General features: G+C 35.6%; 2 protein-coding genes. Both read left to right on the top strand.

Annotated elements, in window-relative coordinates; genetic code table 11:
• The first annotated feature begins 10 nt into the window (after positions 1-10).
• On the top strand, positions 11-1837 hold the full coding sequence (locus tag ACOQN8_RS17540; RefSeq protein ID WP_420553683.1) for a PorP/SprF family type IX secretion system membrane protein: 1827 nt from the start codon (positions 11-13) through the stop codon (positions 1835-1837).
• Positions 1838-1886: 49 nt separating this feature from the next.
• Positions 1887-23360, top strand: coding sequence for a T9SS type B sorting domain-containing protein (locus ACOQN8_RS17535; RefSeq protein WP_420553682.1), 21474 nt, complete (start codon positions 1887-1889; stop codon positions 23358-23360).

Genomic DNA, 23360 nt, shown 5'->3' with positions numbered 1-23360 from the left:
GTATATGGGGATGATTAAAAAATATATAGTATACATGTTATTATTAGTAACTACGTTTTCGTTAGAAGCGCAGGTATCTAATAGTGCGCAACAATACAATAGTTTTACTTCAAGGAATTTTATGAAGTTTAATCGTTTTTTAACAGTTCCTACTTTTTCAGCTTTAAGAGAAAATAAAACATCAATTACAGCTATAGTACGTAATAGTAATGTGGCTTTTGAAGATAATCCAAGATTGTATTTAGGAACTTATTCTGGGAAAATGCGTGAAAACGTTGGAGCAGGATTGGCTATTTACCAGCAAGAAGTAGGAGTTTTTAAAGATTTTGGTGCCTTGGCAAATTATGCACATCGTTTACAGTTAAACGATAATATGGATTTAACTTTTGGGTTTAACTTTTTATACAGCCGTAGAAGTGCTGATGCTTTAAAAGTGAATTCAACAGTACCCGATCCACAAGTAGCAAATTTTCAAGACATTCCAATTATTAATTTTCAGCCCGCGGTAACTCTATCGTTTGGCAAGTTTGATGTAGGAGTGTTTTTTGAGAATTTAGTGGATTTTAATTTAAAAAGTAGCGAGATGGCTACTTCTTTTGGTGAAAAAACATACTCAGCACATGCAATGTATTCTCATGAGTTTACCTATGCTTCTGGTATTTTCGAAGGAGCAGATTTAAGAGTGTTAGCAATCGCAAGAAAACCAGGAGAAGGAACATTTAGTGCAGGAGGTAATGCTATTTTAGATTTACCTAAAGCTGGATGGATTAAAGCAGGTTATGATAAAACTTATGGTATCTCAGCAGGAATTGGAGTAAATATTTCTGAAAGTTTAGCTATTGGATTTACATATGAGAAGAGTGACTTTGCAGCAACAAATGAAATTGGGTTGATATATAACTTTGGTAAAAAATACTTTACTAGAGATCGTCCAACAAGAAGAGGAGGTAATGTGAAAGTTACTTTACCTACTAGAGGAACAAAAAGACAAGAATATAACAATCCTGAACATAACGATTTATCAGATGAAATCCAAAAAGCACAGGATTCTATTGATATCTTAAATAAAAAAGTAGATCAAATTTTACGTTTATTAAAGAATCAACCAGAACCAATAAAAGTTAATACGCCTGTTCAAAATAAAACGAATGAAAAGGATACTTCTTTAAGAAGAAGGTCTAATAAACCATGGAGACAAAGCACAATAACCCACGTTGGTGGAGGTGGAACAATGTATTACATTATTGCAGATAGGTATAAAAATCAAGAACGAGTGCAGCCTCTAATAGATAAATGGGCTAAGTTAGGATACGAAGCCAAATCTATTTTTGAACCAAAATCAAAAATATATTGGGTCTATTTAGATAGATTTGCGAAAAAAGAAGATGCAGAAGAAAAATTAGAAAAAGAATTTGGTGGAGGAACAAGATTCTTTGAAAAAAATAGTGATAAGAACGACGAGTCGTCAATTAAGGTAAAAAAGAATAGTAAGGATGGTGTATATATTAGGAAGTTAACTATTGGAAAAGAAGGAGATAGTTATAAAGAACCTAAAAAACAACCACCAGCAAGAGTACGTACGATGGCAAAAATGCAAGGAGTAGAACCAGCTTATTATATTGTTGTTTACGTAAATTCTAAAAAATCGTTGGCAGACAGAAACGTAGACGAATTAAGAAATGATAACATAGATGCAGGATATTTTATAAATCCAGCAACAGGATATATGCATATATATATAGCGAAGACCCAAGATCGAAAAGAAGCAATACGATTGTATGAAAGCAATTTAGATGGCGCTTTTTATGATAGAAAATCTATAATAAACGTAAAATAGTTAAAGTTTAGGTACACTAATTATCCCCAATAATTAAATTCCCCCTATTATGATGAAAAGATTACTATTAATTATAATAATGTTTTGGCAAATAAATTTACTATTTGCTCAAGAGAAAAAAGTAAATTATCAAGAAGATAGACCTTCAGTTGAAATAAGTCAGAGACCAGACGTTGCGTTTACCAACCGTTTAGGAGCTGGAGGTATCAACTTGAGAGGAGATATAACATTTATAGCCAACAATATATTAAGTAGAGATTCTGGAGCTAATACACCAGATGTACCTTATGATGGATTTTCTTCCAATGGAAGTCTATTTATGAATTATATTGATATTGATGGTGATCCATCTACGTTTTCATCTTCAAGAGCAGGATTAAATTTACCTGCTTGTTCTAAAGTTGTGTATGCAGGATTATATTGGGGGGGAGTATATCCGTATGAAACATGGGCAAATCAAGAACCAAGAGTTACGAACTTTAATGAAATTAAGTTTAAAATACCTGGAGATGTAAACTATAGAAATATAACAGGTACTATACTTTATGATGATGGTATAGCCACACAAAAGCCTTATGTATGTTATAGTGATGTAACTCCTTTATTAGCAGCGTTAGGAACTAATGCAAATGGTGATTATTTTGCTGCAGATATAAAAGCAGTTGTTGGAGATGATCCAAATGGATTAGGAGGTGCTGGTGGTTGGACCATGGTTGTGATTTATGAAAATGAAAACTTATCAAGTAAGAATATTTCTGTTTTTGATGGTTTTGCAACTATTGATGGTTTTAATAATGCGACCATATCGTATTCTGGTTTTCAAACAATTCCTGTAGGACCAGTAAGAGCAAAAGTTTTAGTAGGAGCTTTAGAAGGAGATAGAAGTATTCCTAATGATAGTTTTCAGATACAAAACACCAATGGTAATTATGTAAATCAATTTACTCCAAATATAAATCCAAGAACATGGAATGGGTGGAATTATGATTATAACTTCTTTAATGGTTCTATAAGTGAGAATGATGCATTTTTAACAGATAGAACACCTGATAGTGAAAATACCTTAGGATTTGATGTTGATCTATATAACTTAAGGAATAACAATAATAGAGTTATAGCAAATAATCAAACTAGCGCTAGTTTACGATTTACTACCACAGGAGATGTTTATTGGGCTTTTTTAAATGCTTTGTCTGTTGAGATTATTGAGCCTAAAATACAAATGATTAAAACTATTGAAGATGCAGCAGGAAATGATATTTCTGGTGCTCCAGTAGGTTTAGGTAATGAACTATTTTATACGGTTAGATTTCAGAATGTAGGTACGGATAATGCATTAAATACAGAAATTGTAGACTTATTACCTAAGAATGTTGATTTAATAGAGTCAGATTTAATTTTACCAGCAGGATTAACTGCTGCGAATTATACGTACACACCACCAGCTGCAGCAAATGGTTTTAGAGGAGAATTACGTTTCAATATACCTGATAGTATGGTTGAGGAAGGTGATCCAGCTTATGAAATAAAAATAAAAGTTCAAGTAGTTTCTAGTTGTAACGATTTAAGAGATGTTTGTTCTAATCGTATTGAAAACCAAGCTTTTGCTAATTATGATAGTGATGAAGGAGGAACACCAAGAGTTATAAATGAGCCAAGTTTTGCAGGAATTGATGCTTGTAATTTTGGTATTGTAGGAACTTCAAATTTCTTAGTTGATACTTCTGGATGTACATTTGAAAGAGATCAAATATTATGTGGTTCTGATACAGATTTAGTTGCAGGAAATGGATTTACATCATATTCATGGGTGAATGCAAATAATCCAGGAACTGTTATTGGAACGAGTCAAACGCTAACAGTTAACCAAGCAGGTACATATATTGTAACAAAAACAGCACCAGTGGGTTGTATTGATAGTACAGAAACAATTAATGTAATTGCTTTTAATACACAACCTAATCCATTAACAGGTTTTGCAGATCAAATTTTAACCTCATGTCCTAGTAATGGAGAAGCTTTAGCTGAAATATATTTATGTGGAGATGGTAGTACAAGACAAATAAATTTACCCTTTGCAGCAGGTTCTGCAACAACAGTACAATGGTTTCAATTAGATGAATCTTCTTGTCCAGATCAAACTGTTGCAGGATGTGCAAATGTAAATTCAGCATGTACTTGGAATAGCTTAGGAACTGAATTAACAAGAACGTTTAGTGATGCAGGAGAATATAGGTTAGATGTATTATATGATGGACAATGTCCTGAACAATATTATTTTAATGTATACAAAGCAACTTTAAATCCTAATATAGTAAAAGAAGATATTCTTTGTGGAGCCTCAGCAGATATTACAATAAATAATATTCCTGTAGGTTATGAGTATAGCTTAACAGGACCAGGAGGATTCAATGCTCCTTTCCAAACAGGTAATACATTTACAGTAACACAACCAGGTGATTATGATTTATCAATCCGTTTAGCAGGTTCTGCTGCTGCGGCATGTACATATACTTTCCCTTCAATTAATATTCAAGAGGAAACTATAGACCTAGATGTAATTACAACAAATATGCAATGTGCTAATGAACAAGCACAAATAAGAATTCAAGCAAATAATGTACCCGGTGACTATACCTATACCTTAACACAAGGTGGAGCAACAGTTGCTACTTTTGGACCTGTAGCTAATAATGATCATACATTTAATGTAACAGATGGAGGAGTTTATACAGTAACAGTTTCAACTCCAGATTGTACAGCTACAGAAATGGTAACTATTGTAGAACCAGCAGAACTTAATTTAAATCCTGTTGCTACTAAAGATATTTCTTGTTTAAATGGAACTTCAGATGGAATAATAACATTAAATGCTAGTGGAGGTACCATAAACACAGGAGATAGTTATTCTTTTGCAGTTTGGTCTAAAGACGGTGTAAATTTACATGCAAGTATTGCAGCTATTCCTTCTACAGACTATTTTACAAGTACAACTTTTAATGTTGTAAACGGACAGGAAGGTACTTATACTTTTCTTGTAGTAGATAGTAATAACTGTTCTACAATATCAGGTCCAGTAACAATAAATGTAGAACCACCACTACAATTTACACATACAGCAACAAACATTTCATGTAGTGGTTTAACAGATGGTAGAATAGAGGTAAATGTTGTAGGAAGTGACTTAGGTTTTGCTCCAATTGAATATAGTTTAGATGGAGGTACTAATTGGAATACAACAGGTGTTTTCAATAATTTAGCAGCAAATGCAAATTATACAGTAACTATAAGAGCTTCAAAAACAGGTTATCAATGTAATTATGAAATTACAAATATTGCTATTAATGAGCCAACAGCTTTAGCAGGTGGTAGCGTTGCAGCTACAGATCTTTCATGTAATGCAGCTGGAGCTACAATATTAGGTACTTTAACATTTACAGCTCCAACAGGAGGTACGGGAGCTTATACATATTATTATAGATTAACTGGAGCGGCTACTTTTAGTGTAGCAGCAGGAACTACAGTTTCTAATTTACCAGCAGGAACATATAACACAAGAGTAGAAGATGCAAATGGTTGTTCAAGAGATTTAAATGATGTAACAATAGGGGCATTACCAGCTGCACCTACCTTAGGAAGTTCTATTGTTTATAATTGTGATGGAACAGCTAATGTAACAATAACACCAAATGTTGGAACGTATACCTATAGTTTAGATGGAGGAGCGGCTCAATCAAATAATGTATTTAATAATGTAGCAGTAGGAGCACATACATTTACAGTTAGTTATGGAAGTGCTTGTACAGAAGATATCGTTGTAAATGTTGCTTCAGGTCAGGCATTCACAGGAAGTGTAGTTGGAAGTACTGATAGTGAGTGTAATGGTTCTGATAATGGAACAATAACAATTTCAGCAAATAATTTTACAGGAGGTAGTTATGAATATTCTACAGATGGAGGAACAACTTGGTCGTCTACTGCAGATAACCCATATAGAGTTGTTGGATTAGCAGCAGGAACCTATCATGTATTCGTAAGAGAGACTTCTGGCGTATTAAATTGTGATGTTGATTTAGGTACTGTTACAATTTCTGAACCGCCAGAATTAACATTATCTGCATCAGTAACACAAGCAGCAGTTTGTAATGGAGCGAGTACAGGAGCAACAATTACGGCTGTAACAAATGGAGGAGGTACACCACCATATACATTCAGTATTGATGGAGGAGCAACTTGGCAAAGTTCACCAGTGTTTACTAATGTAGCACCAAGTGCAACAGATTATATCGTAATGGTACGAGATAGTAGAAGTTGTAATGAGTGTGGTTGTACAGCAAACTTATTTGAGAATGGTAGTTTTGAATCACCAGCATTAGGTTCTACAGGTTTCCGTCAGAGAAATGAAGATGATGTACCAGGATGGGATACAACAGATCCTTCAAATAGAATTGAAATTTGGTATAATAATTTCTTAGGAGTAACACCACATGATGGAGTTGCATTAGCTGAGTTAAATGCTAGAAATCCAGGGTCATTATATCAAGAATATTGTACAGAGCCAGGAGATGTAATTAATTGGTCAGTAGCACATAGAGGTAGAAGTGGAGTAGATGTGGCTTCTGTTAGAATTGGAGGAGACTTAGCTACAGCACCAGTTGTTGAAACAATGACAGATGGTACTTCTGCTTGGGGAGTATATTCAGGAACATATACTGTACCAGTAGGGCAGTCTACAACAGTTATTGCTTTTGACGCAGTATCTACAGCAACAGGAAGTTTAAGTGTAGGAAACTTAATTGATAATGTACAAATTACAATAGCAAGAAATAGTTGTGTACCAGTAAGTGTAACAGTAGATCCACCACAAACAGTAACTCATACAGGTACTGTAACACAATGTTATGATGGAAGTAATGGAGAAATTGTAGTAAATGTTACACAAGGAAATGGAGATTATCAATTTAGTTTAAATGGAGGACCATGGCAAACGCCAACTCCATCAACAGGAACAACTTATACATTCTCAGGATTAACACCAAATACATATACAGTAGATGTACGAGATGGATCAGGATGTTTATCAACTCAAACAACTCACGTATTAAATCCACAATTAGGATTAACAACAACGTTAGTAGATGAGACCTGTAATACAGGAACGATAACAATTAATCCAACAGGAGGAGATAGTAATTATCAATTTGCAGTAGTTACCAGTGGAACAGCTGTAACAGTAGGAGATTTCAATACAACGAATCCAGTAAATGTAGCTGCGGGAACTTGGGATGTTTACGTACGAGATAAAAATGGAGGAACAGATTTCTGTCAAGTAATGGAAACTGTAACGATCCAGCGAATTACTGATCCAACGATAACTACTTCGGTAGTTCAACCAAACTGTAATGGAGATAATGGAACCGTAAATGTTGTAATATCAGATGGTACCGCACCATTTAGTGCTACCATTAATAGTACAACAGGACCATTTACAAGTAACCAAGCAGGCTTAAATACGAATAATGTATCGTTTACAGGATTAGCTTCAGATACTTATGAAGTTATTATAACTGATGCTAACGGATGTGCAACAGCAGCTTCAACAGTAACAGTTGCAGCACCAAACGCATTAACAGGAACAGCAAGTATAACACAACCATACACATGTGTGCAACAGGGAGTTATAACATTTGCAACCCCAACAGGAGGAACAGCACCATATACTTATGGTATTGATGGAGTATTTTCAAATAATCCAGTAAAACCAAATTTAACAGATGCTACTTATGCATTAGTAATAAGAGATGCTAATAATTGTGAATTTACTTTACCAAGTATCACAATAGCACCATTACCAACAGCACCAACACTAGGAAGTTCAATAGCATACAATTGTGATGGAACAGGAAATGTAACGATTACACCAAATGTAGGAACGTATACCTATAGTTTAGATGGTGGAGCAGCGCAAGCGAGCAATGTATTTAATAATGTATCAGTAGGATCACATACATTTACAGTAGATTATGGAAGTTCATGTACAGAAGATATTATTGTAAATGTAGCAGCAGGTCAAGAGTTTACAGCAACTATAACAGGAAATACTGATAGTACATGTAATAATGCAGATGATGGAACAATTACTATAAATGCTTCAAATTATGGAGGAGTATCTTATGATTATAGTATTGATGGTGGAACAAACTGGGTAAATACAACAGTAAATCCAGTAACAATTACAGGATTAGATAATATTACGCACGATGTTCGAGTACGAGCTACAGTAGGATTGTTAACGTGTCCATTAAATTTAGGAACAGTAACAATATCAGAACCAGCAGCGGTAGGAGTAACAGCAACGATCACAAAACCAGCAACATGTGCTGCACCAACAGGAGCAACAATAGAAGCAGTAGCAACAGGAGGAACAGCACCATATGAATATAGTATTGATGGTGGAGCAACATGGCAAAACTCAGGAGTATTTACAGATGTAGCAGCAAGTGGAACAGCTTATACTATTACAGCAAGAGATAGTAGAAACTGTGCATCAACAAGTAATGCAACAATTACGGTAAATGCACCAGATACAGTAACTCATACAGCTACAGTAACACAATGTTATAATGGAAGTAATGGAGAAATAGTTGTAACGGTAACACAAGGAAACGGAGATTACCAATTTAGTTTAGATGGAGGACCATGGCAAACACCAACTCCATCAACAGCAACAACTTATACATTCTCAGGGTTAACACCAAATACGTATACAATAGATGTACGAGATGGATCAGGGTGTGTATCAGCACAATCTACGCATACATTAAATCCACAATTAGGATTAACAACAACGTTAGTAGATGAGACCTGTAATACAGGAACGATAACAATTAATCCAACAGGAGGAGATAGTAATTATCAATTTGCAGTAGTTACCAGTGGAACAGCAGTAACAGCAGGAGATTTCAATACAACGAATCCAGTAAATGTAGCTGCGGGAACATGGGATGTTTACGTACGAGATAAAAATGGAGGAACAGATTTCTGTCAAGTAATGGAAACTGTAACGATCCAGCGAATTACTGATCCAACGATAACTACTTCGGTAGTTCAACCAAACTGTAATGGAGATAATGGAACCGTAAATGTTGTAATATCAGATGGTACGGCACCATTTAGTGCTACAATTAATAGTACGACAGGACCATTTACAAGTAACCAAGCAGGCTTAAATACGAATAACGTATCGTTTACAGGATTAGCTTCAGATACATATGAAGTTATCATAACTGATGCCAACGGATGTGCAACAGCAGCTTCAACAGTAACAGTTGCAGCGCCAAACGCATTAACAGGAACAGCAAGTATAACACAACCTTATACATGTGTACAACAAGGAGTTATAACATTTGCTACTCCAACAGGAGGAACAGCACCATATACTTATGGTATTGATGGAGTATTTTCAAATAATCCAGTAAAACCAAATTTAACAGATGCTACTTATGCATTAGTAATAAGAGATGCTAATAATTGTGAATTTACTTTACCAAGTATCACAATAGCACCATTACCAACAGCACCGACATTAGGAAGTTCAATAGCATACAATTGTGATGGAACAGGAAATGTAACGATTACACCAAATGTAGGAACGTATACCTATAGTTTAGATGGTGGAGCAGCACAAGCGAACAATGTATTTAATAATGTATCAGTAGGGTCACACACATTTACAGTAAATTATGGAAGTTCGTGTACAGAAGATATTATTGTAAACGTAGCAGCAGGTCAAGAATTTACAGCAAGTATTACAGGAAATACAGATAGTACATGTAATAATGCAGATGATGGAACAATTACTATAAATGCTTCAAATTATGGAGGAGCGTCATATGATTATAGTATTGATGGCGGAGCAAACTGGGTAAATACAACAGTAAATCCAGTAACAATTACAGGATTAGATAATATTACACACGATGTTCGAGTACGAGCTACAGTAGGATTGTTAACGTGTCCATTAAATTTAGGAACAGTAACAATATCAGAACCAGCAGCGGTAGGAGTAACAGCAACGATTACAAAACCAGCAACATGTGCTGCACCAACAGGAGCAACAATAGAAGCAGTAGCAACAGGAGGAACAGCACCATATGAGTATAGTATTGACGGTGGAGCAACATGGCAAAACTCAGGAGTATTTACAGATGTAGCAGCAAGTGGAACAGCTTATACTATTACAGCAAGAGATAGTAGAAACTGTGCCTCAACAAGTAATGCAACAATTACGGTAAATGCACCAGATACAGTAACTCATACAGCTACAGTAACACAATGTTATAATGGAAGTAATGGAGAGATAGTTGTAACGGTAACACAAGGAAACGGAGATTACCAATTTAGTTTAGATGGAGGACCATGGCAAACACCAACTCCATCAACAGCAACAACTTATACATTTTCAGGCTTAACACCAAATACGTATACAATAGATGTACGAGATGGATCAGGATGTTTATCAACTCAGACAACTCACGTATTAAATCCACAATTAGGATTAACAACAACGTTAGTAGATGAGACCTGTAATACAGGAACGATAACAATTAATCCAACAGGAGGAGATAGTAATTATCAATTTGCAGTAGTTACCAGTGGAACAGCAGTAACAGCAGGGGATTTCAATACAACGAATCCAGTAAATGTAGCTGCGGGAACATGGGATGTTTACGTACGAGATAAAAATGGAGGAGCAGATTTCTGTCAAGTAACGGAAACTGTAACAATCCAGCGAATTACAGATCCAACAATTACTACTTCGGTAGTTCAACCAAACTGTAATGGGGATAATGGAACCGTAAATGTTGTAATATCAGATGGTACGGCACCATTTAGTGCTACCATTAATAGTACAACAGGACCATTTACAAGTAACCAAGCAGGCTTAAATACGAATAATGTATCGTTTACAGGATTAGTTTCAGATACTTATGAAGTTATTATAACTGATGCTAACGGATGTGCAACAGCAGCTTCAACAGTAACAGTTGCAGCGCCAACAGCATTAGCAGGAGGATCAGCAGCAGCTACAGATTTAGCATGTAACGCTGCAGGAGGTACAATATTAGGAGGAATAACATTTACAGCACCAACAGGTGGTACAACAGCATATTCATATTTCTATAAATTATCTACTGATGCAGTTTACACTCAAGTGGTTGGAACTTCGGTGTCAAACTTAGCTGCAGGTACTTATAATACTAGAGTAGTAGATGCAAATGGTTGTATTTTAAATTTAAACGATGTTACTATTGCTGCATTACCAACAGCACCAACATTAGGAAATACAATTACATATAATTGTGATGGAACTGGAAATATTACTGTGACTACTGCACCAGCAGGAGTTTATACTTATAGTTTAGATGGAGGGGCTACTCAAGCAACAGCAACTTTCAGTAATGTTGCAGTAGGTCCACATACAATAACTGTAGGTTATGGAAGTGGTTGTACAACAGATATTTCAGTAAATGTTGAACCTAATAACGCATTTGATGCTACAATTACAGCTAGTACAGGAAATAATTGTAATGCTTCAAATGATGGAACAATTACAATTGAAGCAATCAATGTTACAGGTAATTTTGATTATTCAACAGATGGAGGGACTAACTGGAATACTACAACTTCAAACCCGTTTACAATAACAGGTTTATCGGCAGGAAGTCAAACTGTAATGGTAAGACCAGATAACAGTTCGCCAGCAGCATGTACTAGAACAATAGGTACTGTAATTTTAGCAGACCCTACAGTTTTATCAGTTACGGCAGCAATAACAAAAGAAGCGAGTTGTGCAGCACCAACAGGAGCAACAATTGAAGCTACACCTGCTGGAGGAACAGCACCATACAGATATAATATAAATGGAGGAGCTTGGCAAACATCACCTGTATTTACAGGAGTTGCAGCAAGTGGAACAGCCTATACTATTAATATAGAAGATGCAAACAATTGTACTTCTTCGGCAACAGTAACTGTAAACTCACCATCAGCGGTAGCGTTTGATGTTGTGCCACAAGTATGTTATGATGGAACAAATGGAGAATTAGTAGTTACAGTTACTTCAGGTGGTGGTAATTACCAATTTAGTTTAAATGGTGGACCATTACAAGGATCAGCAACTAATACCTATACATTTACAGGTTTAACAAACGGAACTTATAGTGTAACTGTACAGGATGGTTTAGGTTGTACAACAACAACAAATAACCATATTATAAATCCTCAATTATTAGCAACAGCAACTGTTACAGATGCAAGTTGTAATACAGGTCAAATATTAGTAAATCCAACAGGAGGAGCAGGTAGTTATGTGTTCTCTTTAGTAGCGGCAAATGCTGCGCAACCAGCTGATGGAACATTCAATAATACAAACCCAATAGCAACTGGAAACGGTACATATGATGTATATGTAAGAGATAATAATGGAACAGCACCATATTGTCAATTTATTATAGAAGATGTTGTAGTAAATCAAATACCAAATGTTGCTTTAACAGTTACAGGAAATCAACCTACATGTAATGGAGATACGGGAAGTATTGATTTACAAATAAATGCAGGTACTGGACAAGGACCACATACAATAGTTGTAACAAATGGAGCAGGTTATAATAATACTGTTAATGGTTTTACAGGAACAAGTACGAGTTTCAACAATTTAGTTGCAGAAACGTATACAATTACTATAACTGATGCATTAGGTTGTACTGATACTGAAACAGTAACATTAACTGATCCTCCAGTATTAACAGCAACAATTGATCCTATAGTACCAGCGTGTGGTACGGTGTTTACAGGAAATGAATCACTTTTTGGATTTGAATTTAATGTAGCGTCATTACCAGTTGTTGCACCTTATACTTTAGAGTTTAGTAAAGATAATGGAGTTACTTGGCAAACATCTCCTGTATTTACAGGGATAGATTTAGGAACGGATGTGTATCCAGCTATTAGAATTTTAGATACAGATGGAGTAACAGTACGTTGTTTAACTGTTTTAAATACATATACAATACCTTTCCAAGTTACTGGTTTAATTGTAGATCCAGTAGCAAACCCAGTAGGTTGTGCGGGAGGATTCAGTGTAACAGTACAAGCTATTAATGGTGTAGGACCATTTGAGTTTGCTATTAATTCACCAAGTGGTTGGCAACCAGCTGATGCCAGTGGACCAGGAGCACTAGATCCTACTACTACTAGAACTTATAATAACTTGGTGCCAGGTTTAAGTTATGTTTTTTATGTAAGAGATACTAGTTCTGGTTGTATAGAACAAAATGATGAAGATGTATATGCGGATTTTACACCAACAGTCCCAATTACTTCAGTAGTAAATAATCAATCATGTTTTGGAGGAACAACAGGACAAATAACTTTTTCAATAGATAATACAAGTGGAGATTTATCTAATGACTTTACATGGACATTATATCAAAGAGATCCAGTAACTAATGTTGGTTCTCCGTTTTCAGCAGCATATACAAATGTAGCACAAACTGGTTTTGCTGATATAGTAGTAACAGGTTTACCTCAAGGAATTTACTATCTACAAGTAACAAATGATACTGGAACTTGTGATTTTGGAGGGTTAGATGCAGAAATACGAGCAGGAACACCAATTACGGGAACAGTAACAAAAGTGAATGATATTACTTGTGATGTAGATGGATTGGTAAGAATAGAAAATGTAACAGGAGGTTTTGGTAATTATACCTATACCTATACTGTTACTAATGCTACTGGTGTTTTAACAGGTAATACAATTACTGTTGACGACGCTACAGTAACAGGAGCACCAATAACTGTAGAAGCATTTGCTCAAGATATTAATGGATGTGGGCCAGTTAGTCTAGGAACAGTTACATTAAACTTAAGTCCTTCTCCTACAGTAGCAGCGGTACCGAATAGTTGTGATGCAAACAAAACAATTACAATTACTGCAGGAAGTGGAACACCACCATACCAATATTCTACAGATGGAGGTACAACATATAGTACTCCTACAACTAGTACAACATATTTAGCAGAAGGATTAACTCCTGCAAGTTATAATGTAATAGTAAGAGATGCGAATGGTTGTACAAGTCCTACGGTAGCAACAACTATACAAGCTCCATTAGACTTTACATTAGTTCAGACTAAAAATATTGATTGTTCTGGTACTCCAGAAGCAGCAGTAGAAATTAATGTTACTTCAGGTTCAGCATTAGCTAATTATGAATATGAAATAGCGGGGCCGAGTGCAGTAGTTGCAAGAACAGCTTTAGGAACAAATCCTTTAACTTTCAATCCAACAACAGCAGGAACATATACTGTAACTATTTATGATACAGCTGAAACACCAAATTGTTCAGTAACAAAAACAATAGACATTGCAGCAAGAGTAGAGCCTAACTTTACAGCAGCGGCTACAGTAAATGATATTTGTGATGGAGCAAGTACAGGAGAAATTACAATAACTACTATAGATAATGGAATTTTACCATTAAACTATACTATTACTCCAGATCCAGCAGCAGCAGGAACGATTTCTTCAGCAGCGGGAGTTGTATTTAGTAATTTACCAGCAGGTAATTACACAATTAGAGGAACTTCAACTGTAAATAGTTGTTTTACAGAACAAGTAGTAGAAATTAGAGATTTAAATCCAATTGTACCATCAACGCCAGATGTAACAGAGTTTGAATGTACAACAGGAAATGTAGTAAATAGTGCTACTGTAACATTACCAGCAGGAACAACGGGTGGAACAGGTACATATACTAGAGTAGTATTTACATATACACCAGCAACAGGAGCGGTAGAAACTCAAGATAGTGCTAGTTTAAGTTTTACAACAACAAACACTTCTGGAGGACCTGTAACTATTGTTGTATATGATGACCAAGGATGTTCTTCAGGAACAGTAAATACCAATATAACACAGTTTAATGCAATTAGCGCACCTATAGTAACAGTAGATAACGATATTACTTGTAATACAGGTGAAGATATTACAGTTACTTATACTTCGGTAGCAGCAGTAACTGCAAACTTTACAATTGAAGGAATAAATGGAACTGTGTATGCAGCAGTAACAAATACAACGGGAGATTTTGATAATTTACCTACTGGAGAATATAAAATAACAATTGAAAATCCAACGACAGGATGTGAGTTAGAAACTTTCCATACTGTTGGAGTAGCTCCACAATTTGACATATTAATATCAGATGTTACTAATGAAACATGTAGAACAAATGATGATGGTAGTGCATTATTAGATTTCAGTCCAGCTACACCATATGCAGGAAACTATGATTATATTGTATATATAGCGGCTACAAATGCACCTTTCAGAACCGTAAATGGACAGACAGGAAATTCACCAATTGCAAATTTACCTGCAGGAGAATATTATGTAATTGCTACATTAACTTCAACAGGAGCACCTTTCTGTACAGCGAGGTCAGCTAACTTTACAATTGAAGAACCAGCAAATCCATTATTAGTTAGTGGGGTAGTAAATCCACCAGTAAGTTGTAATGGAGGATCAGACGGAACAATAACTGCCAGTGCAACTGGAGGTTGGGGAAGTTACCAATATCAATTAGAAGATTTAGCTAATAATGTAATTGGAGGTTATACCTATAGTAATAATAATGTATTTACAGGATTAGCTCCAGGAGACTATAGAATTAGAGTAAGAGATGCAAATGGATGTCCAAGATCACAGACAGTGAATATACCAAACCCAACACTAGTAACATTCACAGTAGCTGAGAACGACAATGTTTGTGATTCAAGTACAGGAGGAAGTATTACAGTAACAGCAGCAGGAGGAACAGGAACTTATGTTTATAGTTTAACAGTAGGTGGAACAGTAGTAGCGAGTCAAGCATTAACAGCCACTACGCATACGTTTACAAACTTAGGCGGAGCTTTATATGTAGTTAATGTAAGAGATTCTAATAGTTGTGATGCAGGAACACCAACTAATGTTACAATTTCACCAAACTTAGACTTCTCATTAACAGAGACTAAGAAGTTAGATTGTTCAGGAACACCAGCAGCAGCAGTAAGCTTAAATGTATTATCAGGATCAGGAAACTATGAGTATGAAGTAGTAGGAGCAGTAAGTGGAACTTTAGTTGCACAAACAGCGATGGCAACGAATCCATTAGTGTTTAATCCAACAGTAGCAGATACTTATACAGTAACAATTACAGATGTAGGAGCCACACCAAACTGTTCAATTAACAAGACAATAGAAATTCAGCCAGCGTTACAGCCAGATTTTACAGCAGTAGCAACGACGAATGATATTTGTAATGGAGATTCAACAGGAGTAATTCAGTTAACAGCAGCTGATAATGGAATATTACCATTAACATATACAATAAGTTCAGTACCAGCAGCGGCAGCAACAGCAGCAGTATTTAATGCAGGAACACAGACGTATTCGAATTTAGCAGCAGCAGTTTATACAATAAGAGGAACAGGAACAAACAGTTGTACAACAGATGTAGTAGTAACTATTTCAGAAAATGCAACGATAGATGTTTCAGGAGCAGTAACAGTAGCAGAATTTGGATGTACAACAGGAAATACAACAAATAATGCAACAATAACTGTAGATCCAGCAAGTATAACAGGAGGAACAGGAACATTTGTACGAGTAGAATTTATTGATTCAGGAACAGGAACAGTTCTTCAAGATAGTGGAAGCTTTGTTTATACATCAACAAATGAAGCAGGAGGAAACTATACAATAAATGTATATGATGATAAAGGATGTTTAGGAACAGTAGGAGCTACTATCCAACCATTTGAAAGATTAATAGATGCAACAATTACAGTAACTAAAGCAATTGATTGTGCTACAGGAGAAGATATTACAGTTAAGATAAATCCAGATATAGCAAATGCAAGTTATACGATAACGGGAGCAGGAACAGGGTTTACAGCAACACAAGTAGTACCAGTAGCAACAGATTCAGCGACATTTACAGGATTAGCAACAGATAACTATACAATCACTATTACTCACCCAGTAACAGGATGTATCTTATCAACGGCTCATATAGTAGAATCAGCACCAACATTTACATTAGATATAGATAATATTCAAAATGTAACATGTTTTGGAACAACAACAGGAAGTTCAGAGTTAATCTTTAGTACAAGTACACCGTATACAGGAAATTATACATATGAAATTTTCAATGTAGGAGGAGTAACAACAGGAATAACAGGAAATGGAGTAGGAAATGTAGTAGAGTCATTAACAGGTTTAGGAGCAGGAAATTATTATGTTTCAGTAACTATGACAGATAGTCCATTCTGTCCAGTACAATCTCCAAACTTTGAAATTCAAGGACCAGCAGCAGCATTAGGAGTAAGTGGAGTAGTAAATCCACCAGTAAGTTGTAATGGAGGCTCAGATGGAACAATCACAGCAACCGGAACAGATGGTTGGGGAAGTTATGATTACCAATTAGAGTTCTTAGCAGGAGGAGTTGTAGGTACTTATACCTATAGTAATAACAATGTATTTACAGGATTAGCATCAGGAGACTATAGAATTAGAGTAAGAGATGCAAATGGATGTACAAGTGAAGCTACAGTAAATGTACCAACACCAACACCAGTAACATTCACAGTAACAGAGAATGACAATGTTTGTGATTCAAGTACAGGAGGAAGTATTACAGTAACAGCAGCAGGAGGAACAGGAACTTATGTTTATAGCTTAACAGTAGGTGGAACAGTAGTAGCGAGTCAAACATTAACAGCCACTACGCATACGTTTACAAACTTAGGCGGAGCTTTATATGTAGTTAATGTAAGAGATTCTAATAGTTGTGATGCAGGAACACCAACTAATGTTACAATTTCACCAAACTTAGACTTCTCATTAACAGAGACAAAGAAGTTAGATTGTTCAGGAACACCTGCAGCAGCAGTAAGCTTAAATGTATTATCAGGATCAGGAAACTATGAGTATGAAGTAGTAGGAGCAGTAAGTGGAACTTTAGTTGCACAAACAGCGATGGCAACAAATCCATTAGTGTTTAATCCAACAGTAGCAGATACTTATACGGTAACGATTACAGATGTAGGAGCCACACCAAACTGTTCAATCAACAAGACAATAGAAATTCAACCAGCGTTACAGCCAGATTTTACAGCAGTAGCAACGACGAATGATATTTGTAATGGAGATTCAACAGGAGTAATTCAGTTAACAGCAACTGATAATGGAATCTTACCATTAGCATATACAATAAGTTCAGTACCAGCAGCAGCAGCGGCAGGAGCTACATTTGATGCAGCATCACAGACGTATTCGAATTTAGCAGCAGCAGTTTATACAATAAGAGGAACAGGAACAAACAGTTGTACAACAGATGTAGTAGTAACTATTTCTGAAAATGCAATAGTAGATGCCTCAGCAGCTATAACAGTAACAGAGTTTGGATGTACAACAGGAAATACAACAAATAATGCAACAGTAACAGTAAATCCAGCTAACATTACTGGAGGAACAGGAACTTATGTTAGAGCAATATTTGTATATGATAATGGAACACCAGGAGATACAACTGATGATATTACTCAAGACAGTACATCATTTAGTTTTGGAGTTACTAATGAAGCAGGAGGAAATGTGTCTATAACAATATTCGATGATAAAGGATGTATTGATACAGAAACAGTTGCAATTCAACCATTCGAAAGATTAATAGATGCAACAATCACAGTAACTAAAGCAATTGATTGTGCTACAGGAGAAGATATTACAGTTAAGATAAATCCAGATATAGCAAATGCAAGTTATACGATAACGGGAGCAGGAACAGGGTTTACAGCAACACAAGTAGTACCAGTAGCAACAGATTCAGCGACATTTACAGGATTAGCAACAGATAACTATACAATCACTATTACTCACCCAGTAACAGGATGTATCTTATCAACGGCTCATATAGTAGAATCAGCACCAACATTTACATTAGATATAGATAATATTCAAAATGTAACATGTTTTGGAACAACAACAGGAAGTTCAGAGTTAATCTTTAGTACAAGTACACCGTATACAGGAAATTATACATATGAAATTTTCAATGTAGGAGGAGTAACAACAGGAATAACAGGAAATGGAGTAGGAAATGTAGTAGAGTCATTAACAGGTTTAGGAGCAGGAAATTATTATGTTTCAGTAACTATGACAGATAGTCCATTCTGTCCAGTACAATCTCCAAACTTTGAAATTCAAGGACCAGCAGCAGCATTAGGAGTAAGTGGAGTAGTAAATCCACCAGTAAGTTGTAATGGAGGCTCAGATGGAACAATCACAGCAACCGGAACAGATGGTTGGGGAAGTTATGATTACCAATTAGAGTTCTTAGCAGGAGGAGTTGTAGGTACTTATACCTATAGTAATAACAATGTATTTACAGGATTAGCATCAGGAGACTATAGAATTAGAGTAAGAGATGCAAATGGATGTACAAGTGAAGCTACAGTAAATGTACCAACACCAACACCAGTAACATTCACAGTAACAGAGAATGACAATGTTTGTGATTCAAGTACAGGAGGAAGTATTACAGTAACAGCAGCAGGAGGAACAGGAACTTATGTTTATAGCTTAACAGTAGGTGGAACAGTAGTAGCGAGTCAAACATTAACAGCCACTACGCATACGTTTACAAACTTAGGCGGAGCTTTATATGTAGTTAATGTAAGAGATTCTAATAGTTGTGATGCAGGAACACCAACTAATGTTACAATTTCACCAAACTTAGACTTCTCATTAACAGAGACAAAGAAGTTAGATTGTTCAGGAACACCTGCAGCAGCAGTAAGCTTAAATGTATTATCAGGATCAGGAAACTATGAGTATGAAGTAGTAGGAGCAGTAAGTGGAACTTTAGTTGCACAAACAGCGATGGCAACAAATCCATTAGTGTTTAATCCAACAGTAGCAGATACTTATACGGTAACGATTACAGATGTAGGAGCCACACCAAACTGTTCAATCAACAAGACAATAGAAATTCAACCAGCGTTACAGCCAGATTTTACAGCAGTAGCAACGACGAATGATATTTGTAATGGAGATTCAACAGGAGTAATTCAGTTAACAGCAACTGATAATGGAATCTTACCATTAGCATATACAATAAGTTCAGTACCAGCAGCAGCAGCGGCAGGAGCTACATTTGATGCAGCATCACAGACGTATTCGAATTTAGCAGCAGCAGTTTATACAATAAGAGGAACAGGAACAAACAGTTGTACAACAGATGTAGTAGTAACTATTTCTGAAAATGCAATAGTAGATGCCTCAGCAGCTATAACAGTAACAGAGTTTGGATGTACAACAGGAAATACAACAAATAATGCAACAGTAACAGTAAATCCAGCTAACATTACTGGAGGAACAGGAACTTATGTTAGAGCAATATTTGTATATGATAATGGAACACCAGGAGATACAACTGATGATATTACTCAAGACAGTACATCATTTAGTTTTGGAGTTACTAATGAAGCAGGAGGAAATGTGTCTATAACAATATTCGATGATAAAGGATGTATTGATACAGAAACAGTTGCAATTCAACCATTCGAAAGATTAATAGATGCAACAATCACAGTAACTAAAGCAATTGATTGTGCTACAGGAGAAGATATTACAGTTAAGATAAATCCAGATATAGCAAATGCAAGTTATACGATAACGGGAGCAGCTACAGGATTTACAGCAACACAAGTAGTACCAGTAGCAACAGATGCAGCGACATTTACTGGATTAGCAACAGATAATTATACAATAACTATTACTCACCCAGTAACAGGATGTATTTTATCAACAGCTCATATAGTTGGAGATGCGCCAGAGTTTGAATTAATTGTAGATAATATCCAAAGAGCATGTTTCGGTGGAAATGGAAGTGTTGACTTAAGTTTCAACCCAGTAACACCATATGCAGATATTTATACTTATGAGATATTTAATGTAGGTGGAGCAACAACTGGAATAACAGGAAATGGAACAGGAAATGTTACAACAACAATTAATAATTTACCAGCAGGTAATTACTATGCGGTTATAACTATGCCAAATTCACCATTCTGTTCTGCTAGATCTGCTAACTTTACAATAGATCAGCCAGCAAATGATTTAACATTAGCACATGCATTGACATATTTAAAGTGTAACCAAGCAGACTCAGGTGAAGTTAAATTAACTGCACAAGGAGGTTGGGGAGTTTACGAATATGAATTAGTTAATTTAACAACTGGAACAACAGTTCAAGCTTATAATAATAATGATGCTATTACAGGTTTAACAGCAGGTAATTATCAAGCAACAGTTAGAGATGTTAACAATTGTACAGAAGTAATAACGTTCCAATTAGATGCAGGAACAACAATTACAGGTGCATTTACAGTAACGCCAAACGATTGTATTGGAGAAAGTACAGCTACGATTGAAGTTACAGGTGTAACAGGAGGTCAATTACAAGCAGCACCATTAACATATACTTATGTATTAGAGTTACCAGATGGAACAAGAACAACAAGTCAAGCATCACCTATATTCACTAATTTACCAGCAGGTAATGGATATTCAGTGATTGTATCTGATGGATATTCTTGTGATGGAAGAGTAGGTCCAATTAATATTGTTGACCCAACTGAAGCAACAGCAACAGCTAATATTACAGCAGATATTACTTGTAACAGACCACAAGCTTCTGTTGAAGTAACAGGATCTGGAGGTAATGGTCCATACATGTATAGTAACGATGGAATTAACTTCGTTAACAACCCAATATTTAATGTAGGAGCGGGAGAGCATCAGTTCTATGTAAGAGATAACCAATTATGTATCTCTGATCCAACTACAATAACAATTGACCCATATGAAGCTTTAACAGCTACTTTAGATACAAGTGCGGCAATTATTACTTGTAATGGAGATAGTAATGCTGTATTATCAGCAAATGTTACAGGAGGATTTGGTAATTACGAATATCAATTATTAGATAATACAAATGCAGTAATTAGTGGATGGCAACAATCTAACTCATTTGGAGGTATCGATGTAGGTATTTATAGAATAGCTGTAAGAAGTACAAATGCTGCAGGAGATGTTTGTACAACAGAAACTGCAGAGCATCAAATTACACAGCCATTACCATTAAGTGGTAACGCAGTACCAACTCACGTAACATGTTTCGGAGGAAATACAGGTTCTATTACTGTTAATGCTTTTGATGGAAATGGAGATTACGAGTACAACATTACAGCTGTACCAGATAGACCAGAATTCCCTGCCGATAAGTACGTGAAGAATAATGTATTTGAAAACTTATCTGCTGGAGAATATATGATAACTATTAAAGATGTAATAGGATGTCCATTAGCTCCAATACAAGTTATCATTACAGAGCCAACAGAATTAAATATTGGATTGGTTAATGTAACAGAGCAAACATGTTTAAATGATCCTACACCTACAATTACAGTAGATGTTCAAGGAGGAACGCAACCTTACTTTATTAGTATAAACAACGTAGAGTTAGCAACACCATATTCTCAAAACCAAATTACATTAGGTAGTGCAGAAGGTATTGCTGCAAATACAGTTTATGTAATAAGCGTAAGAGATAGTGGAGGAGGATGTGCGCCAAAAGCATTATCACCTTTAACTACAATAGATCCTGTAGATCTAAGGTTAACAGTTGATTTTGAATATACATGTCCATCAGGAAATATAATTAAAGCAATTGTTGATGATCAATATAAGAATTCGATGTCTTATACGTTATTTGATGGAAGTGGTACAGCAGTAACAACAAATACAACAGGAGAGTTTATTGATGTTGCAGCTGGTAATGGATATACAGTAACAGCAACTCATACAGTAACAGCTTGTTCAGAGAGTTCAACAAGTAACCCAATAGATATTCAAGATATACAAGCCTTGACTATGACTATTGATGATTCTCAAAAGAATAAGTTAATTGCTAATGTAGACTTCGGTTTACCGCCATATAACTTTACAGTAGATGGAGTTGATATGGGAAGTGATAATGAATTTACAATCTTACAAACTAAAGATTATACTATTACAGTAAGAGATGCTAGAGGATGTGAATTAACATTAACAGTTAGAGGAGTATATGTTACAATAACAGTTCCAAATATATTTACACCAGATGGAGATGGAATAAATGATTATTGGTATCCTTTAGAAGTTGAAGATTACCATAACCTAAGAGTATTTATTTATGATAGGTATGCAAGAAAGATTCAAAACTTCCAAGGAGTTCAGCAAGGATGGGATGGATTATATGAAGGAAAACCTTTACCATCTGGAGATTACTGGTATACTATTTACTATAATGAGTTATCAGGTGAAGAGAAGAAAATAATGGGTCACTTTACACTATACAGATAA

The organism is Tenacibaculum aiptasiae, assembly GCF_965221665.1.
In the GTDB taxonomy this organism is placed as follows: Bacteria; Bacteroidota; Bacteroidia; order Flavobacteriales; family Flavobacteriaceae; genus Polaribacter; species Polaribacter aiptasiae.
This window is presented reverse-complemented; position numbering and strand designations above follow the sequence as displayed.